Annotated in this window: 16 protein-coding genes; 12 read left to right on the top strand and 4 right to left on the bottom strand. The window is 66.4% G+C overall.

Features of this window, described 5'->3' with window-relative positions; translation table 11 throughout:
• Positions 1-19: 19 nt before the first annotated feature.
• The 3 genes from QY325_11080 to QY325_11070 form a co-directional block, all read right to left on the bottom strand.
• Positions 20-2794, bottom strand: a complete 2775-nt coding sequence (locus QY325_11080) for a S8 family serine peptidase (protein ID WKZ65304.1) — start codon at positions 2792-2794, stop codon at positions 20-22.
• Between the two features lie 109 nt (positions 2795-2903).
• Positions 2904-5378, bottom strand: a complete 2475-nt coding sequence (locus QY325_11075) for a bifunctional UDP-N-acetylmuramoyl-tripeptide:D-alanyl-D-alanine ligase/alanine racemase (GenBank protein WKZ65303.1) — start codon at positions 5376-5378, stop codon at positions 2904-2906.
• On the bottom strand, positions 5375-5971 hold the full coding sequence (locus QY325_11070; GenBank protein ID WKZ65302.1) for a thymidine kinase: 597 nt from the start codon (positions 5969-5971) through the stop codon (positions 5375-5377). Before QY325_11070 ends, QY325_11075 begins: the two co-directional genes overlap by 4 nt.
• A 99-nt stretch (positions 5972-6070) precedes the next feature.
• On the opposite strand from QY325_11070, the gene QY325_11065 reads away from it, so the two are divergent.
• From QY325_11065 to QY325_11045, 5 genes are read left to right on the top strand one after another with little or no spacing between them, the layout of a single operon-like run.
• The gene (locus tag QY325_11065; protein WKZ65301.1) at positions 6071-6721 is read left to right on the top strand and encodes a hypothetical protein; all 651 of its coding nucleotides are present in this window, start codon (positions 6071-6073) and stop codon (positions 6719-6721) included.
• Positions 6718-7983 (top strand): M28 family peptidase, encoded by a 1266-nt coding sequence (locus QY325_11060; protein WKZ65300.1) that lies wholly within the window; start codon positions 6718-6720, stop codon positions 7981-7983. The genes QY325_11065 and QY325_11060 overlap by 4 nt, the downstream gene beginning before the upstream one ends.
• Entirely contained in the window at positions 7980-8672 is a 693-nt protein-coding gene (rsmI, locus tag QY325_11055) for a 16S rRNA (cytidine(1402)-2'-O)-methyltransferase (GenBank protein ID WKZ65299.1), read from the top strand. The genes QY325_11060 and rsmI overlap by 4 nt, the downstream gene beginning before the upstream one ends.
• The gene (locus QY325_11050) at positions 8669-9685 is read left to right on the top strand and encodes a zinc-binding dehydrogenase (GenBank protein ID WKZ65298.1); all 1017 of its coding nucleotides are present in this window, start codon (positions 8669-8671) and stop codon (positions 9683-9685) included. The genes rsmI and QY325_11050 overlap by 4 nt, the downstream gene beginning before the upstream one ends.
• A gap of 60 nt (positions 9686-9745) precedes the next feature.
• Complete coding sequence (locus tag QY325_11045) at positions 9746-10171, top strand: hypothetical protein (GenBank protein WKZ65297.1); 426 nt, start codon at positions 9746-9748, stop codon at positions 10169-10171.
• On the opposite strand, the gene QY325_11040 is transcribed toward QY325_11045, so the two are convergent.
• Complete coding sequence (locus QY325_11040; GenBank protein ID WKZ65296.1) at positions 10155-12428, bottom strand: cation:proton antiporter; 2274 nt, start codon at positions 12426-12428, stop codon at positions 10155-10157. The genes QY325_11045 and QY325_11040 overlap by 17 nt on opposite strands.
• Positions 12429-12530: 102 nt before the next feature.
• On the opposite strand from QY325_11040, the gene QY325_11035 reads away from it, so the two are divergent.
• From QY325_11035 to QY325_11005, 7 genes are all read left to right on the top strand, one after another.
• The gene (locus tag QY325_11035; protein ID WKZ65295.1) at positions 12531-13667 is read left to right on the top strand and encodes a chorismate mutase; all 1137 of its coding nucleotides are present in this window, start codon (positions 12531-12533) and stop codon (positions 13665-13667) included.
• Positions 13668-13734: 67 nt separating this feature from the next.
• Positions 13735-16554, top strand: coding sequence for an FG-GAP-like repeat-containing protein (locus tag QY325_11030; protein WKZ65294.1), 2820 nt, complete (start codon positions 13735-13737; stop codon positions 16552-16554).
• Positions 16555-16692: 138 nt separating this feature from the next.
• Positions 16693-17166, top strand: a complete 474-nt coding sequence (locus tag QY325_11025) for a hypothetical protein (GenBank protein ID WKZ65293.1) — start codon at positions 16693-16695, stop codon at positions 17164-17166.
• Between the two features lie 44 nt (positions 17167-17210).
• Complete coding sequence (locus QY325_11020) at positions 17211-17687, top strand: hypothetical protein (protein WKZ65292.1); 477 nt, start codon at positions 17211-17213, stop codon at positions 17685-17687.
• A 21-nt stretch (positions 17688-17708) separates the two neighbouring features.
• Positions 17709-18368, top strand: coding sequence for a ThiF family adenylyltransferase (locus QY325_11015; GenBank protein ID WKZ65291.1), 660 nt, complete (start codon positions 17709-17711; stop codon positions 18366-18368).
• A 364-nt stretch (positions 18369-18732) separates the two neighbouring features.
• Positions 18733-19920, top strand: a complete 1188-nt coding sequence (locus tag QY325_11010) for a molybdopterin molybdotransferase MoeA (protein WKZ65290.1) — start codon at positions 18733-18735, stop codon at positions 19918-19920.
• A complete protein-coding gene (locus QY325_11005; GenBank protein WKZ65289.1) occupies positions 19917-20474 on the top strand; it encodes a molybdenum cofactor guanylyltransferase in 558 nt (185 codons plus the stop codon). The genes QY325_11010 and QY325_11005 overlap by 4 nt, the downstream gene beginning before the upstream one ends.
• The last annotated feature ends 2 nt before the right edge of the window (positions 20475-20476 follow it).

Below are 20476 nucleotides of genomic sequence, written 5' to 3'. Positions count from 1 at the left end.
ACGCCAGGATGACCGGGGCCTACCAGAGATGCTCCACCACGAACCGGCCCTGGTGCACCGTTTCGCCATCCCGCTCGATGCGGTAGGCGTACATCCCGTTGGCCAGGAATGCCGTGGTGAGCGTCGCACGGCCGTTCTCCATGGCTTTTTGGGCCACCTGTCGGCCGGTGGCGTCATGCACCGTCATCAGCAGCCGGCCTTGGGCCCACGCCCCCTCCGCATCGATGAAGAGATCGCGGTCCGCTGGGTGCGGGAAAATCCGGACGGAGGGCCGCTCCTGGTCGTCCACTGATTGCGGCATCTCCACGGTTACCTGGGTGCGCTCGCTCTCGCAGCGCACCGCAGGCAGGCTCACTTCCCAATCGTAGAAGAAGTAATAGTACGAGAGTCCGTTGCCGCCCGTGGCCGTGCTGGTGGTGATGCTGCCGAATCCGCCCAAGGGGTAAGGATAGGATTGGGCGCTGCCCAGGCCATCCCTCCAAAGCCCAGGGTTGCCGCTGGCCACGCGTAAGCCATAGGTGCCCGGCCCCGGAACCGTGAAGTCGAGCTGAACCCGGCTTTCACCCGCGGGTATGCTGAAATTGCCTTGCACGAGGGTGTTGCCGGAACCATCCACCAGGGCAATGGGCCGGGTGCCGGCTGCATTCGCATAGACCTTCACCGAGCGGATCATGAAGGTCTGATTGGCCGTGAAGACCTGGTAGTTGTTCGCGTTGGTGTGATGCTGCCCGCTCGTGGAGTTCGCCGTCTTCGCGCCGTAGGAGGAGACGGCGCCATTGTCCGCGCTGCTCGTGCACCAGAAACTGGTGGTGGCGCTGAGGAAGGGTGTGTTCCAGTCATTGCCGCTGCCGACGGCCGTGCCGCCCGCGGGGGCGTCGTACCAAGTGATGCCGCTCCCGCTGGCGCTCAGTGTCGCGGTTCCAGGGCCGGGCAACTGCACATTCGCTGCCGTTGGGGCCTCGGGCACCGGGATCACGGTCACCTCGAACGGATCCGAAGCATAGGTTCCGCATTGGCCGGCGAGCGTGACGGTATAGCTGCCGGACTCCACCGGAGCGATGCTGGCGGTCTGAGCACCGGTGCTCCATGTGATGCCGCTGGCCGTGCTGGAGGTGAGCGTAAGCGGGGTGCCGGCGCAGACCACTGGATACGCGCTGGCGGTGATGACCGGTGCGCCCTCGCTCGGTGCGGCAAGGATGGTGCTGGGTGAGTAGCCGCTGCTTTCCTCGTCGCAGAGCACCTCCACTTGGAACTCATAGCCCAAGCAGGGGTCCAGCCCGTCCACGACCACCTCGGGCTCGGCGACCTCGGCCAGCTCTGTCCACTCCTCAGTGCCCAGCAGGCGGTACCGCACATTGAAAGGGCCCTCGCCGGTGGAATTCCAGCTGTAGGTGGCTGACGTGCCGTTCCGCGCCGCCAGCCCGCCATAGGGTGCCGGGCAGGTGCCGCAACCGGCCATGATCAGCTGCATGCTGTTGCCGGAGCTGATGCGGCCGCCTGTGACGGTATTCCCTGGCAGGTTGCCGGCCTGCTCAACGCCCTCGAAGAGCTTCTGGCGCACGTAAAGGGCCCCTTCCTGAGGGTCGGCCTGCACAAGCGCCATCAGGCTTGCACAGGGCGCGCTGTAGAGCAGGCCGATCACGCCTGCGGTGAGGGGCGTGGCGAAGCTGGTTCCGCTGGTATTGCCGTAGCCTCCGCCGATGCTCGTGGTGCGTACGCTTTCTCCGGGTGCCCCCACGTCGATGGTGGTGGCCCCCCACGCGGAGAAGGTCCGCTGATCGTTGTTGTTGGTGGCGGTGACGCTGATCATGTAGTCGCTGCCGCAGGCCGTGGGCAGGTCGCCCACCACGTCCACGTTCACCGCGTTGTTCGCCGTGGCTCCGCAGTTCAGGATGCCCGCGGTGCCGAGCGTGTCGAACATGGCGCACCAGAGCGGCGAATTGGCCGGCTGGCCACCATCGATGCCCCAGCTGGCGCTCGTCGCCACGACGAAGGCGCCGCGCACGCCGTTGCTGCTGTTGTAGAGCCGCCGCATGCGGAGCGGATAGGTGTAGGCCGCCACTACCGCCGCCTCGTTGGTGCCGCCATAGTTCACCGGCATCAGCTTCACACTCCAGTTGGCGCCTACGACACCTGCGCCGTTGTTGCCCGTGGCACCGGCCATCCCTGCGCATTGGGTGCCGTGGCTGCCGCTGTACACGTTGTCGTTGTTGCTCGGGGTGTTCCAGCCCCGGCGGTCGTCGATGTATCCATTGCCATCGTCGTCGATGCCGTTGCCCGGGATCTCGTCGTAGTTGATCCAAGCGTTGGCCGTGAGGTCAGGGTGCGTGAGGTCGGCGTTCTCGATGATTGCCACCACGATGGTGTCGCCAGTGGCCGTGATGCCCCCGGTGCTGATGTCCCAAGCGGCCTCGCTGTCGATGTTCTGGTGGTGCCATACCTGACTGTACTGAGGGTCGTCTGGCACCGCGCGCTCCTTCACGATGTGATTGTTCTGCGCCAGCTGCACGGCACCGTGGCTGCGGACGGCGCGGAGCATGCTCCATTGCGATTGCCGCTCGGGATCGAATCGCAGCAGCCAGGCGCGCATGGGTGCGCTCACCTCCTCCATCACGATCAAGCCCGTAGGGCTGCCATCCAGCGTGGCCAGGTCCTCCGCGATGCGCCGTGCCTCCATGCCGGGCTTCAGCATCACCAGGATGTCGCCGGGCACGTATTCGGTCTCGTTCAGCTGCGCGCTGGCCGAGCTCCAGGAGAGCAGGGCGATCGCGCACAGGGTCAGGGTCTTCTTCATGGTTCCAAGGGCAGGTTCATCACAAATTTAGGGGACCAGCGGTTCATGGAATCGGTTGAGGGACGGACCCTTGCACAAGGATGACGCAGGGCCTTGGAAGGCCGATGGATCACCCCCGCACATGCACCCGCTTCACCCGCTGCGGGATGCTCGTGAGCACTTCATAAGGGATGGTGCCCAGGTCCCGCGCAAGCTCGGTGATGGGGTGCGCGGGGTCGAAGAGCACGGCGGCATCCCCGACCGAGCAAGGGATGCCGGTGACATCGATCATGCACATGTCCATGCACACGCTGCCGATGATGGGCGCTGGCCTGCCGTGGACCCAGAGGCGGCCTGCACCGTTGCCCAGCCTGCGGGAGAGCCCGTCCGCATAGCCGAGCGGCACGGTGGCGATGATGCGGTCGCCCTGCACGATGCCCCGACGGCCATAGCCGATGGTGGTGCCATGGGGAGCGCGCTTGAGCTGGGCAAGGACGGTGCGCAGGGTGGACGCGTGCTGCAGCTGCCCGGTCTCCTGGGCATCCACACCGATGCCATGCAGGCCGATGCCGAGGCGCACCAGGTCGAAGTGCGCCTCTTTCCAGCGCGTGGCGCCCCCGGAATTCGCGATGTGGAGCAAGGGTCGGTACCCGAGCATCGCGATGAGCGCCTCGGCCATGCGGGTGAACGCGGCGATCTGCTCCCGTGTGAATTCATCGTGCTGCGGATCTTCGCTGGCGGCCAGGTGCGATAGGATGGAGGCGATGCGCACGCGCCGCTGCCCCTTCAGTGATTCCAGCAGCCTGGGCAGCTCCTCCTCCGTGAATCCGAGCCGGCGCATGCCCGTGTCGAGCTTCAGGTGTATCGGGGGCGCGTCGGGATGCAGCCTGGCGAACCGCATGGCCTCTGCCAAGGACCGTTCATCGTACACCTCGGCCTCCAAGCGGAAGCGGTGCAGCACGTCCATGGGCACAGACTCGGGATTCATCACCAGGATGGGCGTGGCGATCCCGTTCTGCCGCAGCTCGATGCCCTCGTCGGCATAGGCTACGCCGAGATAGTCGACCTGTTCGTGCGCGAAGAGCCGGGCCAGTTCCAAGGCGCCGCCGCCATAGCCGAAGGCCTTCACCATGGCCATCACGCGGGTGCCGGGGGCAAGGAGCGCCCGGTAATGGTTCAGGTTGTGCCGGATGGCCTCCAGGTCGATCTCGAGCACCGTGCCATGGACCTGTCTCTGCCAGCGCTGCGCGATGCGCTCCAAGCCGTACGCCCGGGCGCCCTTGATGAGCACGGCGTGCTGCTCGAGCGTGGCGGGGGACACGGATTCCGCCAGCTCCTGCGCATCGGCATAGTGCTCCACCCGCGATGCGAAGCCGAAGCTGCGCCGGCTGAGCTCGGGGCCCACGGTGAGCACCGTGGCGACCTGCGCACGCTGAAGCAGCTCCTCCACCTTCGCATACTTGGCTTCCGCCTCGCCCGCCCCGCCCACCAGGTCGGAGAGGACCACGGCTTTCCGGCGGCCAGCGGCCAGGGCATCCAGGTGCTCCAGTGCAATGGCCAGCGAGGCCGTGTCGTTGCTGTAGGCGTCATTCAGGAGCGTCATTCCGTGCACGCCTTCCACCGCTTCCATGCGCATGCTCACGGCTGGCAGGTGCGGGGTGCGTTCCTGGATCCACGCCGGTTCGCAGCCCAGGTGCAGCAGCAGCGTCACGCAATGCAGGGCGTTCTCCGCTGAGGCATGGTCACTGAAGGGGATGTCGAAGGCGAAGTCGAAACGCTCGCCGGCCACCCGAAGGCGCATCCCATGGGGAAGCGCCTCCTCGCGCACCACGTGCAGCCAACCGTTGCGCTCGCGCGACCAGCCCCTCAGGGCCGCGCCCCGTCCGGCACCGCTGGCATGAAGGGCCTCCGCCACGGCCGGGTGGTCGGCGCAGAACACGACGGCCTTCGCCTGGCCGAACAGCTGCGCTTTCTCCAGTGCCTTGGCCCGGTCATCCGTGAAGCCCTCGCCGTGGGCCGGGCCGATGTTGGTGAAGATGCCGATGGTGGGGTGGATCATCGACCGCAGGCGGTTCATCTCCCCCGGCCGGCTGATGCCCGCCTCGAAGATCCCCAGCGTGTGCTCGGGCCTGAGCGACCATACGCTCAGCGGCACGCCTACCTGCGAGTTCCAGCTGCCCGGGCTGCGCACGATGTGCTCGCGGTCGCGCAGCAGCTGGAAGAGCCATTCCTTCACCACCGTCTTGCCATTGCTGCCTGTGATGCCGATGATGGGCGCGGTGTGCAGCCCGCGGTGCCAGGCGGCCATGCGCTGCAGCGCGTCCAGGGTGTCTGCCGCCACGAGCACATTGGCTTCCTCCAGCCCTTCGGCATGGCGCGGCTCGCTCACCAGGAAGTTGCGGATGCCGCGGGCGTACAGCTCGCGCAGGAACCGATGTCCATCGTGCCGCTCGCCCCGCAGGGCGATGAAGAGCGTATCAGCGGCGGAGAAGGGCTTGCGCGAATCGATGCTGAGGTGCGCGATCTGCGGGTCGCTGCAGCGCTGAGCCCAGTGGGCGCCGGCGGCTTCGGCCAGCTGCGATAGCCTGTGGCCGATGGCGGTCATCGGCGCTCGGCGACGGGTTGGGCCAGCGCTTGGTCGAAGCAGGCGCGGCAGAGCGGCTGGTAACTGTCCTTCTCGCCGAGCAGCACCAGTTCCTCGCCGGTGCTGATGCGATGGCTGAAGTTGGCAAGGCCCCCGCAGCGCATGCAGATGGCATGCACCTTGGTCACGTACTCGGCCATGCTCATCAGGCGCGGCATCGGCCCGAACGGCCTTCCCATGAAGTCCATGTCGAGCCCGGCGGCGATGACGCGCACGCCCGAGGAGGCCAGCTCGCTGCATACCTGAGGGAGCCCCTCATCGAAGAATTGCGCCTCGTCGATGCCCACCACCTCGATATCGCCAGCCAGCAGCAAGAGGTTGCTGCTGCTCGGCACCGGCGTGCTGCGGATGCTGGTGCTGTCATGGCTCACCACTTCCGCCTCCGCGTAGCGGGTGTCCACGCTGGGCTTGAAGATCTCCACACGCTGCCGGGCGAACTCCGCGCGGCGCAGCCGCCGGATGAGCTCCTCCGTCTTGCCGCTGAACATGCTGCCGCAGATGACCTCGATCCAGCCCTTGCGGGGTGCGCGGCTGCCGGTATGCTCCAGGAACATCGCTTGGGCGGAAGCGCCAGCGGCGCATGCCGAGGCGTTTTGCGGGTGCGGCGAAAATAGGGATCTTCGTCCGGGACCTGCGGGAACGGTCCGATGCACATGAGCGACGACAAGGGATACCGGCCGATGACGGCGTTGATCGCATCGCTGCAGCGAGCCGGGGAGGGCCTGCAGAGCGGTTCGTTGGGGCTCGATGGCCTGGATCGGGCCGTTGGCGATGCGCGTGAGCTCTACGAACGGCTCGTGGTGCTGCGCCACAAGGCCCGGGAGAACGCGCACCTCAAGGCGTCGAAGGCGGCCCCTCCGCTCGAGCCCGCTCCGGCCCCGGCTGCGCCGCCAACGCCGTCGATCCGGCTCGATACCCGTCCGGCTGACCCCCGGCAGATCTCGCTGATCGAGGCGATTACCGACACCGTGGAGGAGAAGCCGCAGCCGCCGCAACCCGCGGCCAGTCCTGCGCCGCCGGCAGCGGCTAAAGCGCCGGAGTCCCTGGCCGAGCGCCTGGAGAAGGCGCGTATAAACGACCTCGGGAAGGCCATTTCCGTAAGCCACAAGTTCTGGTTCACCGCAGAGCTCTTCGGGGGCGACAAGGGCGCCTACGAGTCCGGCATCGCCCGTCTCAACGCCGCTGCGGATGCGCAGGTCGCAATGGCCATCCTTGAGGGCGAACTGCTCGCCAAGCTCCAGAAGCCGCCCGCTCCGGAGGCCCTGGAGACCTTCATCGAACTGCTGCAGCGCCGTTTCGCATGAATCGGCGCTGGTTATCCGGGGTGCTGGGCCTCATCGCTTCAGCGGCGATGGGCCAGGATGACGTCACGGCCCGTGCGCGCGCCTGGCTCGATACGCTTACCTCGCCGGCGTTCCATGGCCGCGGGTATGTGCAGGATGGTGATGCGCGCGCAGCGGAGTGGATAGCCGCGCAATTCGCCCGCTTCGGACTGAAGCCGGTGAAAGCCGATTACTACCAGCCGTTCCAATTCAATGTGAACAGCTTCCCCGACACGCTCTCGGTGGCCATCGATGGCCGGCGCCTCGCCCCGGGCAGCGAGTTCCTGGTGGATCCCGAGAGCGGCAGCGTGCAGGGCACCTATGCCATCGCGCACATCGGTCCCGGCGACCTGGGTGCGCCGGAGCGCCGGCGCATGACCATGGGCGTGCTCACGGGCAAGGCCGCGTGCGTTCAATGGCCGGCAACGCGCAATGCGGATTCGCTCCGCCTCTTCAGGCAATGGGAGCGTGACCTGATGGCCCGGGGTCCCGTGCTCAAGCGCGTGGAGAAGCTCACTTGGAGCGTCGCGCAGGATGCAGAGCCCTTCCCCCTCATCGAGGTGGCCGGCGATGCGCTCACGGACTCCTCCGCGAGCGTCACCCTCCGCGTGGCCAACAAGCTGCTTGCCCGCAGGCCGGCGCGCAACGTGATGGGCATGGTGAAGGGCAAGGGCCGCAAATGGATGGTCATCGGGGCCCACTATGACCACCTGGGCCGGATGGGGCCGGACGCGCTGTTCCCTGGGGCCAACGACAACGCCAGCGGCACGGCCATGCTCCTGAGCCTCGCCGAGCACTTCGCGGCCAAGGGCAAGGCTCCGCGCCACAACCTGCTCTTCGTGGCCTTCGCCGGCGAGGAGGCCGGCCTGGTGGGAAGCGAGTGGTGCGCGGTGGATCGCCCCATCGACTGGAAGCAGGTTCGCATGATGGTCAACCTCGACATCCTGGGCACCGGCGATGATGGCATCATGGTGGTGAACGCGACGGAGCAGCCGAAGGCCTACGACCGCCTGGTGGCCATCAACGGCGCCAAGGGCTACCTGAAGGAAGTAAAGGCAAGGGGGCCGGCATGCAACAGCGACCATTGCCCCTTCGTGCGGCGCGGCGTCCCCGCCATCTACATCTACACGCTGGGCGGCATCGGGCACTATCATGACATCCAGGATCGCGCGGAGACGCTCCCGCTGACCGAGTTCGCCGATCTCCACGCCCTGCTGCGCGACTTCATCAAGGCCTGGAAGTGAGCGCCACCGTCACCAGCCTCATCCTCGTCCCCACGCCGATCGGCAACCTGGAGGACATCACACTGCGCGCGAAGCGTGCGCTCACCGAGGCGGATGCCGTGGTGGCCGAGGACACCCGGGTGACGGGGCGGCTGCTCCAGCACCTGGGCATCGCCAAGCCGCTGGTGAGCTTCCATGTGAACAATGAGCACCGCATGGTGGAGCAGCTGGTGCGGCGGATGCTGGGCGGTGAGCGGCTTGTGCTGGCGAGCGATGCCGGCACGCCAGCCATCAGCGACCCCGGCTTCCTGCTCGTGCGCGAGTCGCTACGCGCCGGCCTGCGGGTGGAATGCCTGCCGGGTGCCACGGCCTTCGTGCCGGCGCTGGTGGTGAGCGGCCTTCCCTGCGAGCGCTTCGCCTTCGAGGGCTTCCTGCCGCACAAGAAGGGCCGCCGGTCGCGCATCGATGCCCTCAAGGCCGAGGAGCGGACCATGGTCTTCTACGAAAGCCCGCATCGCCTGCTGCGCACCTTGCAGGAGTTCGGCGCGGCCTTCGGCCCTGAGCGGCGCGCGAGCGTTTCGCGCGAACTGAGCAAATTGCACGAGGAGACCATCAGGGGCACGCTCTCCGAGCTCATCGCGCATTTCGCCGCCCATGAGCCGCGCGGTGAGTTCGTGGTGGTGCTCTCGGGCGCAATACCGCAAGCATGAAGGCCTGGACGTTGTTACGCCACGGAGAGCCGGCATCGGCCTTTGCGCTACGCGAGCACCCGGACCCTCAGCCCGGGCCCAGCCAGGTGCTGATCCAGTGCGAGGGCTTCGGGCTCAACTACGCGGATGCGATGGCCGTGCGCGGGCTCTACCGCGAAGCCCCTCCGCTGCCCAGCATCATCGGCTATGAGGTGGTGGGCCGTGTGACGCAGGTCGGCGCGACCGTCCCCGATGGCCTCCTCGGCCGGCGCGTGGTGGCCATGACGCGATTCGGCGGCTATGCGGAGCGCGCCGTCACGGACCATCGCGCCTGCGCGGTCATTCCTGAGGGCCTCGCGCTGGGGGAGGCGGCGGCGCTGGCCACGCAGGGCTCAACGGCCTGGTATGCAGCTCGGGTGCTCTGCCCCCTGCAGGCCGGCGAGCGAGTCCTGGTGCACAGTGCGGCCGGCGGTGTCGGGCACCTGCTGGTGCAGCTGGCGGTGAGCGCGGGCTGCGAAGTGCATGCGGTGGTGGGCAGCGCTGCGAAGGCCGATTTCGTGCGCAGCCTCGGCGCCGCAAAGGCGGTGGACCGGTCCACTGGCGACTATGCCGACCAGGTGAACCGCAACCTCGGTCGGCACCGGCTCGATGCCAGCTTCAATGCCGTTGCTGGAACGACCTATCCGCGCGACATGCGCCTGCTCGGCAGCGGTGGCCGCTTGGTCCTTTTCGGCGGCGCTGAGCGCGGAGCGATGGGTGCGCTCGGAACGGCCCGCTTCATCTGGCGCATGGGCCTGCTCATGCCCATCTTCCTCATGATGAAGAGCAAGAGCGTGCTCGGCGTGAACATGCTGAAGCTGGGCGATCACAAGCCCGACCTGGTGGCGCGCTGCCTGCAGGAAGCGGTGCGGGCCCATCGGGATGGGCTGCTGAGGCCGCACGTCCATGCCGAGTTCGAGGCGGGTGAGCTCCCTCGTGCGCATGCCTTGCTGGCAAGCGGTGCCACCTCGGGCAAGGTGGCGCTGCGCTGGTAGCGGGCAGCGGCGCTGGTGTGGTACATTGGCTGTGGCGGAGCCCATCCATCACCGATCACCATGGCATTCATCCCGAGGACCATCCAGACACGCTGCGCGTCCATGGCGCTGATTGCCCCGGGCTACATCGAGCAGCGTTTCCGGAATGATGTCACGCTCGATCGGGCCGGTTTCGAGGAGAACCGCAGGGTGCGGGCGGAACTCGGCGGCCAAGGGCCCTACGTAATGCATACGGTCATCCCGGAAGGCATCGACTTCGACCTGGACATCACCATGCAGAACCACTTCGAGCCGGAGCGCGGCAGGAGCGGCCTGGTTGCGCTGGCCGTCACCGCCTCCGATGCAATGGGCGAGGCCGTGGCCAAGCTCTATTTCAGCTACTTCCCGCCGGATTTCCAGATCAAGGTCTTCAGCACGGAGGCACAAGCGAAGGCCTGGCTGGCGGAGCGGCGGCCGGATGAGCGCCGCCCTAAGGGCGCAGGATGAGGGTGCTCGGCACCTGCTCGAGCCATGAGGCGCGCTGCTCTGCGGCACGGCTCCAGCCCTTGTAGCTGGTGAGCAGCAGGTCCTGCTCGGAGAGGACGGCCCCATCGACCGATCGGTGCAGGAGCAGAGCGACCCGGTCGGGGCCGATCTGCGACAGGCGTTGCGCTCCGTTGCGGAACGAAGGGTCGCGCTGCGTCAGTCCGGTCGCATCGAGGATGGTGAGCCTTGCTTCGGGGTCCGTGAGCAGGCGCTCCGCGTAATGCAGGAGGAAGAGGTCACCTGGGGCCCCGAGTGCGAGCAGCACGCGACGGGCGCGGTCGAGGCCTTTGTCCATGAGCACGCCCACGCTGCACTGCGCCTCTTCGATGAGCTGGCGCACCTTGGGGTCCAGCTGGTCATCGGCAGGGATCAGGCTCTCCTTGCCCGTGAGCGATCCAATCAGCTTGCCAGGGTCGATGACCCGCGTCGTGAAGCCGAGGAGGTCGCCAAGGAAGGTGCCCTTGAGCAGGGGCTTCCCGGCGCCGACCAGCAGCAGGTCGTAGCCCCCGCTGTTCGCGGTGCGCAGTATATCGGCGCCGACATCGCCGCTCACGTGGTGCTCGGCATGCACCTTGAGCTCAAGGCGATCGGCTTCGCGGAGCACGGGCTTGAAGCCCTCCCGTTCGAAGGCATGGCTGTCGATCGGGTTCACATCGGCGCTCGGCGTCACATGCAGGGCGGTGACCTCTGTGCGGCCATGCTCCCCGCCCGCCAGCTGCCGCAGCAGCCGAAGTGCGCGCCTCCCGCTCTCGGGCTGGCCGAAGGAGAGGAGCACCCGCCAGCCGGGCGCAGGTGCTGCAGGCGCTTCGTCCGCGGGCCCGCGGAAGACACGGTCGATGAGGCTGAGCGCAGGTCCGGTCATGAAGGTGCTCACGAGCGCCATGATTACCAGGATGGCGAAGAGCTCCGCACTGATGACCCCGAGGTCGTAGCCGATGTTGAGCACCACGAGCTCCATGAGGCCGCGCGTATTCATCAGGGCGCCGATGCTGAGGCTCTCCTTCCAGTTGTGGCCGGTGATGCGCGCCGCGATGGCTGCGGCCAGGCTCTTGCCCGCAACGGCCACGCCCACCACCAGTGCGCAGGTCCACCACAGGTGCTCATTGGTGAGCAGGCCGATGCGCGTGCGCAGCCCGGTGAACACGAAGAAGAGCGGGAGCAGCAGCACGACGCTCACGTCCTCGAGCTTGCCGATGAGGAGCTTGCGGAAATTGAGGTTGGAGGGCATGATGGCCCCGGCAAGGAAGGCCCCGAACAGGGGGTGGATGCCGATCGCCTCCGTTGTCCAGGCGCTGGCCAGCATCACCAGGAACATGCCGGCCACGAGCGGACGGCCCATGGTACGGCGCTCGCCATGCGCATCGCCCACACGGCGCAGGAAAGGACGGAGCACCCCGAGCATGAAGGCCACGTAGAGCGCCGATGCCCCGATGGTGTAGAGCGCGCTCACCATCGTGCCGGCCTTGACAATGGCGATCACGGCGGCCAGGATGCACCAGGCAGCAACATCATCCGATGCGGCGGTGGCCAGTGCCATGGCACCCAGACGCGTGCGCGTGAGGCCCCGCTCCTGGATGATCCGCGCCAGCACCGGGAAGGCTGTGATGCTCATCGCGATTCCCATGAAGAGGGCGAAGGAGCGGAAGGCGATGGTGGGCGGCGCGAAGTCGAGGTAGAGCGCGTAGGCCAGCGCCGATCCGATGGCGAACAGCGCGATGATGCTCGAATGGCTGATGACCACCGCCGTGTGCAGGCGCCCGCGGAGCACCCCTAGATCCAGCTCCATGCCGATGACGAACATGAATAGCACCAAGCCGATCTGGCTGAGCAGGTGCAGGCTCTCCAATGACCCCTCGGGGAAGAGGACCTTGAAGGTCCCGGGCAGCCAGTAGCCCAGTACGCTCGGGCCCATCACGATGCCAGCCACGATCTCGCCGATCACCGATGGCTGGCCCAGCCGGGCGAACAGGTAGGCGAACAGCCGGGCCAATGCGATGATGGCCACCACCTGCAGGAGCAGCACGGCAAAGGGGTGCCGGATGTTGCCGGCCAGCGTGCGTCCGAAGAGCTCCAAGGGCTCACCCGGATCCGCCGGGGACAGCGTTTCGGCCAGCTGGGGCCGAAGCAGGGCGCCGCGGTCAAGGAGGGTATAAATGATGCCCCCGAAGACCACCAGCGCGATCATATAGAAGATGAGGCTGCGCCTGTCGGTTGACATCCTGGAGGTAGCGAGTGACCCGGGTTTCGGTCGGTAAAGCTATCGGGGGGGCTCCATGAACCGTCGCCGCTGCTTGTCCGTTACCCGATACCTTTGATCGCCGTGGCGAATCCCCAGCTCAATCCCGCTCCATTGATCGAATGGGGACTTGGTCTCGATCGTCCCTTGGTCGTGGCAGGCCCCTGCAGCGCCGAGAGCGAGGGCCAGGTGCTGGCTGCCGCCCGGGCCCTCAAGGCGGACGGTCGCGTGAAGGCGTTCCGGGCAGGCCTCTGGAAGCCCAGGACCCGGCCCGGCACCTTCGAGGGAGCCGGGGATGCTGCCTTGGACTGGCTGCAGCGCGTGAAGCAGGAGACGGGCCTCCTGGTAGCCACCGAGGTGGCAACACCCCACCACGTGGAGGCCTGCCTTCGGGCCGGGGTTGATATGCTCTGGATCGGTGCGCGCACCACGCCGAATCCGTTCAGCGTCCAAGCGATCGCCGATGCACTTCAAGGGGTGGACATCCTGGTGCTGGTGAAGAATCCCATCAATCCCGACCTGCACCTGTGGACGGGAGCGCTGGAGCGGCTCCAGCGTGCAGGCCTGCGGCGCCTGGCTGCCGTGCACCGGGGCTTCAATTGGTTCGAGCGCACGCCCTACCGGAACAGCCCCATGTGGGAGTTCCCGATCCGGCTGAAGGCGGCCCACCCGGAGCTGGAGCTGCTCTGCGACCCCAGCCACATCGCGGGCAGCGCGGAGCGCATCGGGCAGGTGGCCCAACAGGCATTGGATTTGGGCTTCAGCGGCCTGATGGTGGAGGTTCATCCCGACCCCCCTTCCGCACGCAGCGATGCGGACCAGCAGCTCACGCCTGAGGCCTTCGCCCGTATGCTGGATGGCCTCATCTTCAGGCAGGCCGCACCCACACTGGGCATGCGGGACCGGCTGGATGAGCTGCGCGACTTGATCGACCAGCTGGACGAGGAGATCGCCCAGAAACTCGGGGCACGGATGGACATTGCAGAGCGGATCGGAGACCATAAGCGCACGCACCAGGTCGCCATCCTCCAGCCGGAGCGCTGGGAGCGCATCATGCGCCGCCAATCGCGCTTGGCCGCGCACCTGGGCCTCAGTCAGGCCTTCGTGAACGAGTTCATGGACGCCATCCACCGCGAGAGCATCAGGCGCCAGACGGGCGATGCACAGGCCTCGGCCGCGGTAGGATCTCCAGCCAGCGCAGCGAAGGTTTCCGGTGAATGACCCGGCTTCCCCTACCTTGGGGCCGCCTGCAAGCAGAATTCAACCGGAACCACAACCACCCCTTCCCATGATCGGACGTTCGACCCTTTGGGCGGCAGCGCTTGCGTTGGCGCCAGCCGCGCTCCATGCCCAGCTGTCCTTCACGAACTCCACCTCCTTGATGAGCGCCAGCGTCAGTGGCGGCTGCATGGGCGTGGTGGACATGAACGGCGATGGCCTGGATGACATCCTCAAGCTGAACAACGCACGCCAACTGGTGGTGGACTACCAGAACGCCGATGGCAGCTTCACTTCGGTGGGCTACGGCAACATGAGCGGTAGCGGGCAGTGGGGCTTCGCAGCCGCCGATGTGGACAACAACGGCCACAAGGACGTGATCAGCGGTGGCAGCTACGACGGGGTGCATTACATGAGCATCGCTTCCGTCGGCAATGGCACGCTCACCAGCCTCAACAACGGCAATCTGTTCACGCAGTGCGTGAACATCGCCGATATCAACAACGACGGGCACAACGATTACTGGTCGTGCCACGATGACGGGGCCCCGCGCCAATGGCTCAACAACGGCAGTGGCGCGCTCAGCTATGCGGATATCATCGATTACACCACCAGCCCGAGCAGTGACATGAGCGGGAACTACGGCAGCGTGTGGACCGATTTCGACAACGACGGCGACCTCGACCTCTATATCGCCAAGTGCCGCCAAGGGGTGAACAACCCCGACGACCCCCGCCGCTGGAACCGCCTGTTCGTGAACAACGGCAGCAACCAATACACGGACCAGGCCGCCGCCTACGGCGTGCAGGTGCGCAACCAGAGCTGGTCGGCTGATTTCGGGGACATCGACAACGACGGCGACTTCGACTTGGTGATCACCAACCACGACGCTACCATCCAGCTCTTCGAGAACAACGGCGCCGGTCAGTTCACGGAGATCACGGCCGGCAGTGGCCTGGAGTTCGGTGGCTTCATGCTCCAGAGCAAGTTCGCCGACTTCGACAACGATGGCTTCGTGGACATCCTGATCAGCGGCGGCGTGGAGTACTTCTTCAAGAACGACGGGGACGGGACCTTCACACGCATCACCGGGCTCATGCCGGCGAACAAGGCCCTCCACAGCTTTGCCACGGGCGACCTGAACAGCGATGGCTTCGTGGACGTGTTCGCGAATTACGGCAGCAACTACATCACGCCGGACAACGCCAATCCGGATCGCCTCTGGATGAACAACGGCAACAGCAACCATTGGTTCGGCGTGCGCCTGCAGGGCACGGTGAGCAACCGCGACGCCGTGGGCGCCAGGATGACGATCACCGGGCCCTGGGGCACGCAGATCCGCGAGGTGCGTGCCGGTGAGAGCTACGGCATGGTGACGACCTTCGCCGGCCTCTTCGGGCTCGGGCAGCACACCACCATCCCCACGCTCACCGTGCGCTGGCCCAGCGGTCTGGTGGAGACCTTCAACGATCTCGCCGCCGACCAGTACGTGACCATCATCGAGGGTACCTGCATCGCACCGGTGGCCACCATCACGCCAGTGGGCGATCCCGTCCTATGTGGACTCGGCGATGCGGTCACCCTTTCCGCCGATGCCGGCTATGATTACCTGTGGAGCAATGGCGCCACCACCCAGACCATCGAGGTGACGGCTCCTGGCAGCTACAGCGTCACGATCGACGATGGGGGCTGCACAGCCACCGCGAGCTTCTTCGTGGAGGAGAGCCCCGATGAGACTCCTGCGGTGACGGCCGATGGCCCTGTCACCTTCTGCGAGGGCGGGTCGGTGACGCTCGCCAGCACTGCGGCCAGCGCTTACAGTTGGACGGGCGGAGGCACTGGCCAGAGCATAACCGTGAGCGCCAGCGGCAGCTACACGGTCACCATCGAAGGCACCTGCGCGCTGTTCACCAGCGCCCCCATCGAAGTGACGGTGCTGGATGCGCCGGATGCCCCCCAGGCCGATGATGTCTCGCTGCCCTCGCCGGGCACCGCGGACCTGATCGCCACGGGGACGAACATCAACTGGTACGATGTCCCGGTGGGCGGAGCGCCCGTTGCCAGCGGCAATGGCTTCACCACGCCCTTCCTGAATGCAAGCACCACCTATTACGTTGCCGCTGGCACCATGCATGGCGGCGGCGAGTGGTACGGCGGTCCCCAGGACCGGCTCTCCACCGCGGCCCCTGGCCAGTTCCACACCAATGCCGACAACTACCCCTTCTTCACGGCTTATGAGCCCTTCACTATCGTGAGCGTGAAGGTGTATGCCAATGGCGCCGGCAACCGCACGATCGCTTTGGTGGATCGGAGCAATGGCAGCACCGTGGCCTCGCAGGTGGTGGCCATCCCGAACGGCGAGAGCCGCGTCACGCTCAATTTCGGCGTGCCCGCGGCAGGCGACTATGGCCTCCGGGTAGTGGGCGGCAACCCGCAGCTCTGGCGCGATGGCAACGGCAGCAATCCGCAGTATCCCTACGCGTTGGGCACCGTGGGCGCCATAACCAGCAGCAGCGTTACGGGCGCGAACGCGCTCAACTTCTACTACTTCTTCTACGACTGGGAGGTGGAAGCGGAGGGCGTGATATGCGAAAGCCCGCGCACCCCGGTGGAGGTCACCGTGGGCGGCGTGGGCATGGAGGAGCGGGACTCGGCCGGCCTGCGGGTCTATCCGAACCCTGCGGTGGCGGCCATCACCATCGATCTCGGCCGCCTCGACCAAGTGTCCGGCATGGAACTTTTGGATGTCACTGGCCGCATTGCCCGCTCGATCGGGGTCAACGCCAGCAGGCACACCGTGATGGGGCTGCAGGGCGTAGCGCCCGGTGAGTACGTCCTTCGTGTGGCCCACGCAGGAGGCTACGCCATGCAGCGCGTGGTGGTGCAGTAGTCCTTGGTGCCTTGCCCGATCGGCCCCCGGGTTCCGCAAGGTGCCCGGGGGCCCTTGCTTCGTATCCTTCCGGAGCCCGGCCGCGTTAAAGCCCCCGCCCCGCAATAGGGAGCCCACGCCATGCGCATTCATCATCCCTTGTACTTCCTGCTCGCCGCCGCTCTGCTCACCGCCTGCCTCAAGGATTCCGAGGACCTCGCCCGTGACACCGGCCTGCTGCCGAGCACCTGCGGCAATGACGGGGCGCGCTTGCAGGCCCAGGTGAACGGTTCCGATTACTGCGCAGGCGCCCAGGTGCTGGCCACCGGGGACGGGTCGTCCGTGGTGGTCACAGGCGTGAGCCTGACGGGAACCTCCTTGGTCATCCAAGTGGATTCACTCGCCACAGGTACCCAGGCCATCACGGAGGCCTCGAACGGCATCCTTTTCATGGAGAACGGATCGTCCTATGTGGTGGCGCCCCAGCAGCCGGGAGCAATCACCATCACCCTGGTCGATACCGCCGCCCATGCCCTCAAGGCGCAGTTCAACGCGGTGCTGTACAATGAGTTGAACGGCACCTCCCGTTCGCTTCAGGGCAACCTGGACGTGGTATGGTCAACTGGTGAATGATCATGCTCTGGCATGGTGATCGCCATGCCCGGGAAAGTCAACCGATGAGACCGCTCCCTGCGCTTCTTGCTTATTGCGCCCTGCTCTTCCATGCCTGCGGCAAGGACGATGCCCCGGCCCCTTCCCTGGAATCGCCCGCCAACTGCGGCGTGAGTGGATTCAGGCTCCAGGCCACGATCGGTCCCGATGACTTCTGCGCCAATGCCTCGCACTTCGCTGACCGGGCGGTGGTCCTCACCGTGAACGGCATACAGACCAACGGCGCCACGCTCACCTTGGAGCTGGATTCCACGTCCGTCGGCACGCATGCCGCCGGAGAGAGCATCAACCATGTGCTCTACACCGACCGGCTCGGGCTGGCCTGGCGGTCGAACGACTCCGATCCCGCCAATGTGGCCATCACCGGCCACGACACCGGCTCTAATCGCATCAAGGGTACGGTGAGCGGTAGACTGCACGCTCCCGTGGGCGGTGCCACGCGCACCATCAGCGCCGCATTCGAGCTCGCCTACACGGAATAGCGCTCGTCTACCTTCGCCCGCATGGAGAACGCTGCGGCAAGTGCGGGCCTAGCAGTGGTCGGTGCAGGGGCACTGGGCTGCGCTGTCCTGCAGGAGCTGACATCCCTGCCCGGCATCGCGCTCACCATCATCGACGGAGACCGGGTTGAGGCCGGGAATCCCGGGCGGCAGCCGCTCTACGACGTTGCGGACATCGGGAGGCCCAAGGTGGAGGCGGCCATTTCCCGCTTGATGGCCAAAGGGGCCAGTGGCCTTCGGCCCGTGGATGCGTTCCTTCATGACGGCAATGCGCGACAGCTCCTCAGGGGACATCGATTTGTGCTGGATTGCACGGATGACCTCCATGCGAAGCGCGTCATCGATGAGGCTTGCCGGGACTTGCGCGTGCCCTTGATCTCCGGTGGAGTCCATGCCGCTCAAGGACAAGTGGTCTGGCTGCACGGCCCTGGACCGGGGGAGGGTTTGATGCGCAGCGACCTGTTCGCGGGCCGTATCACCGAGGAGCAGGATGGCTGTGACATGAGGGGGGTGCCGGCCGAGGTGATCAGTGCGGTTGCAGTGCGGATGAGCGGGATGGCAGAGGCCTTCCTGCGGGGTATTGACCCCCGCAATGCGGAGCTCGCCGTTTTCGACCAGCGCACGGGGCACTGGAGCACCTTCTGCATCGCTATGCCCGCCTGATCCCCATGGCGCCTTGCCGGCGGTCATCGCCTGGCATTTCGCCATGGCCGGTTCGCTGCGGTCCAGTCTGGCTCAGACGCTTTGCGCGGGTTCACGGGGTGTGCCTTGGAGCCAGGTACATCCTTGGGCGCTTCTCCGGCCGCGTTTGCGGCCGGATGCTATGGGTGCGGCGGGGTAGGTGCGCCAATCAACCTCGGGGATGGCGCGACGGCAGGGCGGGCCACGGGGTAAAGCACCTCACACGGACATCGCGCCGTGGCTTGGGCATGTGGCGTCATCCCGGGCTGCTCATCTGGGTGATGGGCCCGATGGCACCCGGGCGCCGGATGCCGGGCGCCCATGCTCATCTTCGCTGGCACGAGCCATGACAGGTATGATCACGGTTGAAGAGGCCAAGCGGATCCTGATGGCGCATATCCGGCAGACGGCCATGGAGTTCGTGCCCTTGGGTGACGCGTGGGGGCGGGTTCTCGCATCAGATGCCTATGCGCAGGATGATCATCCGAGGTTCGACATGAGCGCGGTGGATGGCTATGCCGTAGGTGATGGACCTGGGCCTTGGCGCATCCGTGGCGCACTCCAAGCGGGCCAGTCCCTTGGCAGCGTCGTCACCACAGGTGAGTGCGTGCGCATCTTCACCGGGGCGGAGGTCCCCCCGGGCACCTGGGCGGTGGTGATGCAGGAACACGGTCGCGCTGAGGGCGGCACATTCAGGCTCGAAGGAGCGCAGGTCGGGCAAGGCGCCAACATCCGGCGGAAGGGTGAGTCCTTCATGCGCGGTGAGCTGCTGCTGACGAAGGGCTCGCGGATAGACCCAGCAAGCGTGGGTTTGCTGCTGAGCAGCGGGCTATCGGAAGTGCCTGTTTCCCGAGGACCCTCGGTTGGCGTGGTCCGCACCGGTGGAGAGTTCATCGAGGAGGGCATGCCTATCGCGGGGCGAATCCACTCGAGCAACGAATGGATGTTGATCGCAGCGGTGCGCGAGGCCGGCTGCGATGTGGAAGGAGCCGCCTATCCCGCCGCTGACGAACGCGGGGAGATCCGGGACGCGCTGATGCAGGCGATAGCGGTCAACGATGTGGTCATCAGTACAGGCGGTGTCTCCGTCGGGGACCACGATCTGGTGCGTGATGTCCTGGTGGAGCTCGGTGCAGCGATCCATTTCCACGGTGTCCGCCAGAAGCCGGGCAAGCCCATGCTCTTCGCTACACTGCGCGGGAGGCCGGTTTTCGCTCTGCCGGGTAATCCGCGGGCCGTACTGGTCTGCTGGTATGCCTATGTGCTGCCCTACCTGAGAGCGATGCAGGGGCAGACGGACCCATGGCAGAGGATGGAGCAGCTACCGCTCGCCCATGCCGTAACGCTCAAGGGCGAGCGATCGGAGTTCCGTGCCGCGCTCATACGCAGCGGCAAGGTGGAGCTCCTGCCGGATGAGGGGTCGCACATGCTCGCCACGCTGGTTCGCGCCGATGCGCTCGCGATCTTGCCGGCCGGAGCTCGTGATCTGGAACAAGGTGCATTGGTTGAGGTTCAATGGATCGCACGCGCATGAGCTGGACCGGCGTGGTGCTCGCAGGCGGCAGGAGCTCCCGCATGGGCCGCGACAAGGCCTTGATCGAATGGGCGGGACGGAGCCTGCTGGATTGCGCGCTTGACAGATTGGATGCGCATTGCGCTGAGCTGCTCGTGATCGGCGAGCCCGAGAAGTACGGCCATGTGGGCCCGTTCGTGATCGCGGATGAATGGCCCGGCAAGGGGCCCCTCGGAGGGGTCACCACCGCCATGCGCTACGCCAGCAACGATAGGCTGCTGGTGATCGCCTGCGACATGCCGGCCCTGAATGACCGGCTATTCGACATGCTGAAGGCGCAGCTCGGAACCTCCACCGATGCGGTGGTGCCGCGGCATGAAGGCTTGATTGAGCCTTTGGCCGCCGCCTACCACCGAAGCGCCCAGCCCGCCTTCCGCCGTTGCGTGGAGCTGGAGGTGCTGAAGATGGGCGATGCCCTTTCGCAGGTCCGCACCAGTTTCGTGGAAGTGATTCCCGGCCGCGATGGCTGGCCCGGCGACCTGTTCCGGAACATCAACGCGCCGGGCGATCTTTGATC

The organism is Flavobacteriales bacterium (genome assembly GCA_030584065.1).
Classification (GTDB): Bacteria; Bacteroidota; Bacteroidia; order Flavobacteriales_F; family PHOS-HE28; genus PHOS-HE28.
This window is presented reverse-complemented; position numbering and strand designations above follow the sequence as displayed.

Coding starts and splice junctions, on each gene's coding strand:
- QY325_11040 (WKZ65296.1), bottom strand. CDS start 12,428: ATGTCAACCGACAGGCGCAGCCTCATCTTCTATATGATCGCGCTGGTG.
- QY325_11045 (WKZ65297.1), top strand. CDS start 9,746: ATGGCATTCATCCCGAGGACCATCCAGACACGCTGCGCGTCCATGGCG.
- QY325_11015 (WKZ65291.1), top strand. CDS start 17,709: ATGGAGAACGCTGCGGCAAGTGCGGGCCTAGCAGTGGTCGGTGCAGGG.
- QY325_11065 (WKZ65301.1), top strand. CDS start 6,071: ATGAGCGACGACAAGGGATACCGGCCGATGACGGCGTTGATCGCATCG.
- QY325_11010 (WKZ65290.1), top strand. CDS start 18,733: ATGACAGGTATGATCACGGTTGAAGAGGCCAAGCGGATCCTGATGGCG.
- QY325_11020 (WKZ65292.1), top strand. CDS start 17,211: ATGAGACCGCTCCCTGCGCTTCTTGCTTATTGCGCCCTGCTCTTCCAT.
- QY325_11050 (WKZ65298.1), top strand. CDS start 8,669: ATGAAGGCCTGGACGTTGTTACGCCACGGAGAGCCGGCATCGGCCTTT.
- QY325_11030 (WKZ65294.1), top strand. CDS start 13,735: ATGATCGGACGTTCGACCCTTTGGGCGGCAGCGCTTGCGTTGGCGCCA.
- QY325_11060 (WKZ65300.1), top strand. CDS start 6,718: ATGAATCGGCGCTGGTTATCCGGGGTGCTGGGCCTCATCGCTTCAGCG.
- QY325_11005 (WKZ65289.1), top strand. CDS start 19,917: ATGAGCTGGACCGGCGTGGTGCTCGCAGGCGGCAGGAGCTCCCGCATG.
- QY325_11070 (WKZ65302.1), bottom strand. CDS start 5,971: ATGTTCCTGGAGCATACCGGCAGCCGCGCACCCCGCAAGGGCTGGATC.
- QY325_11075 (WKZ65303.1), bottom strand. CDS start 5,378: ATGACCGCCATCGGCCACAGGCTATCGCAGCTGGCCGAAGCCGCCGGC.
- QY325_11080 (WKZ65304.1), bottom strand. CDS start 2,794: ATGAAGAAGACCCTGACCCTGTGCGCGATCGCCCTGCTCTCCTGGAGC.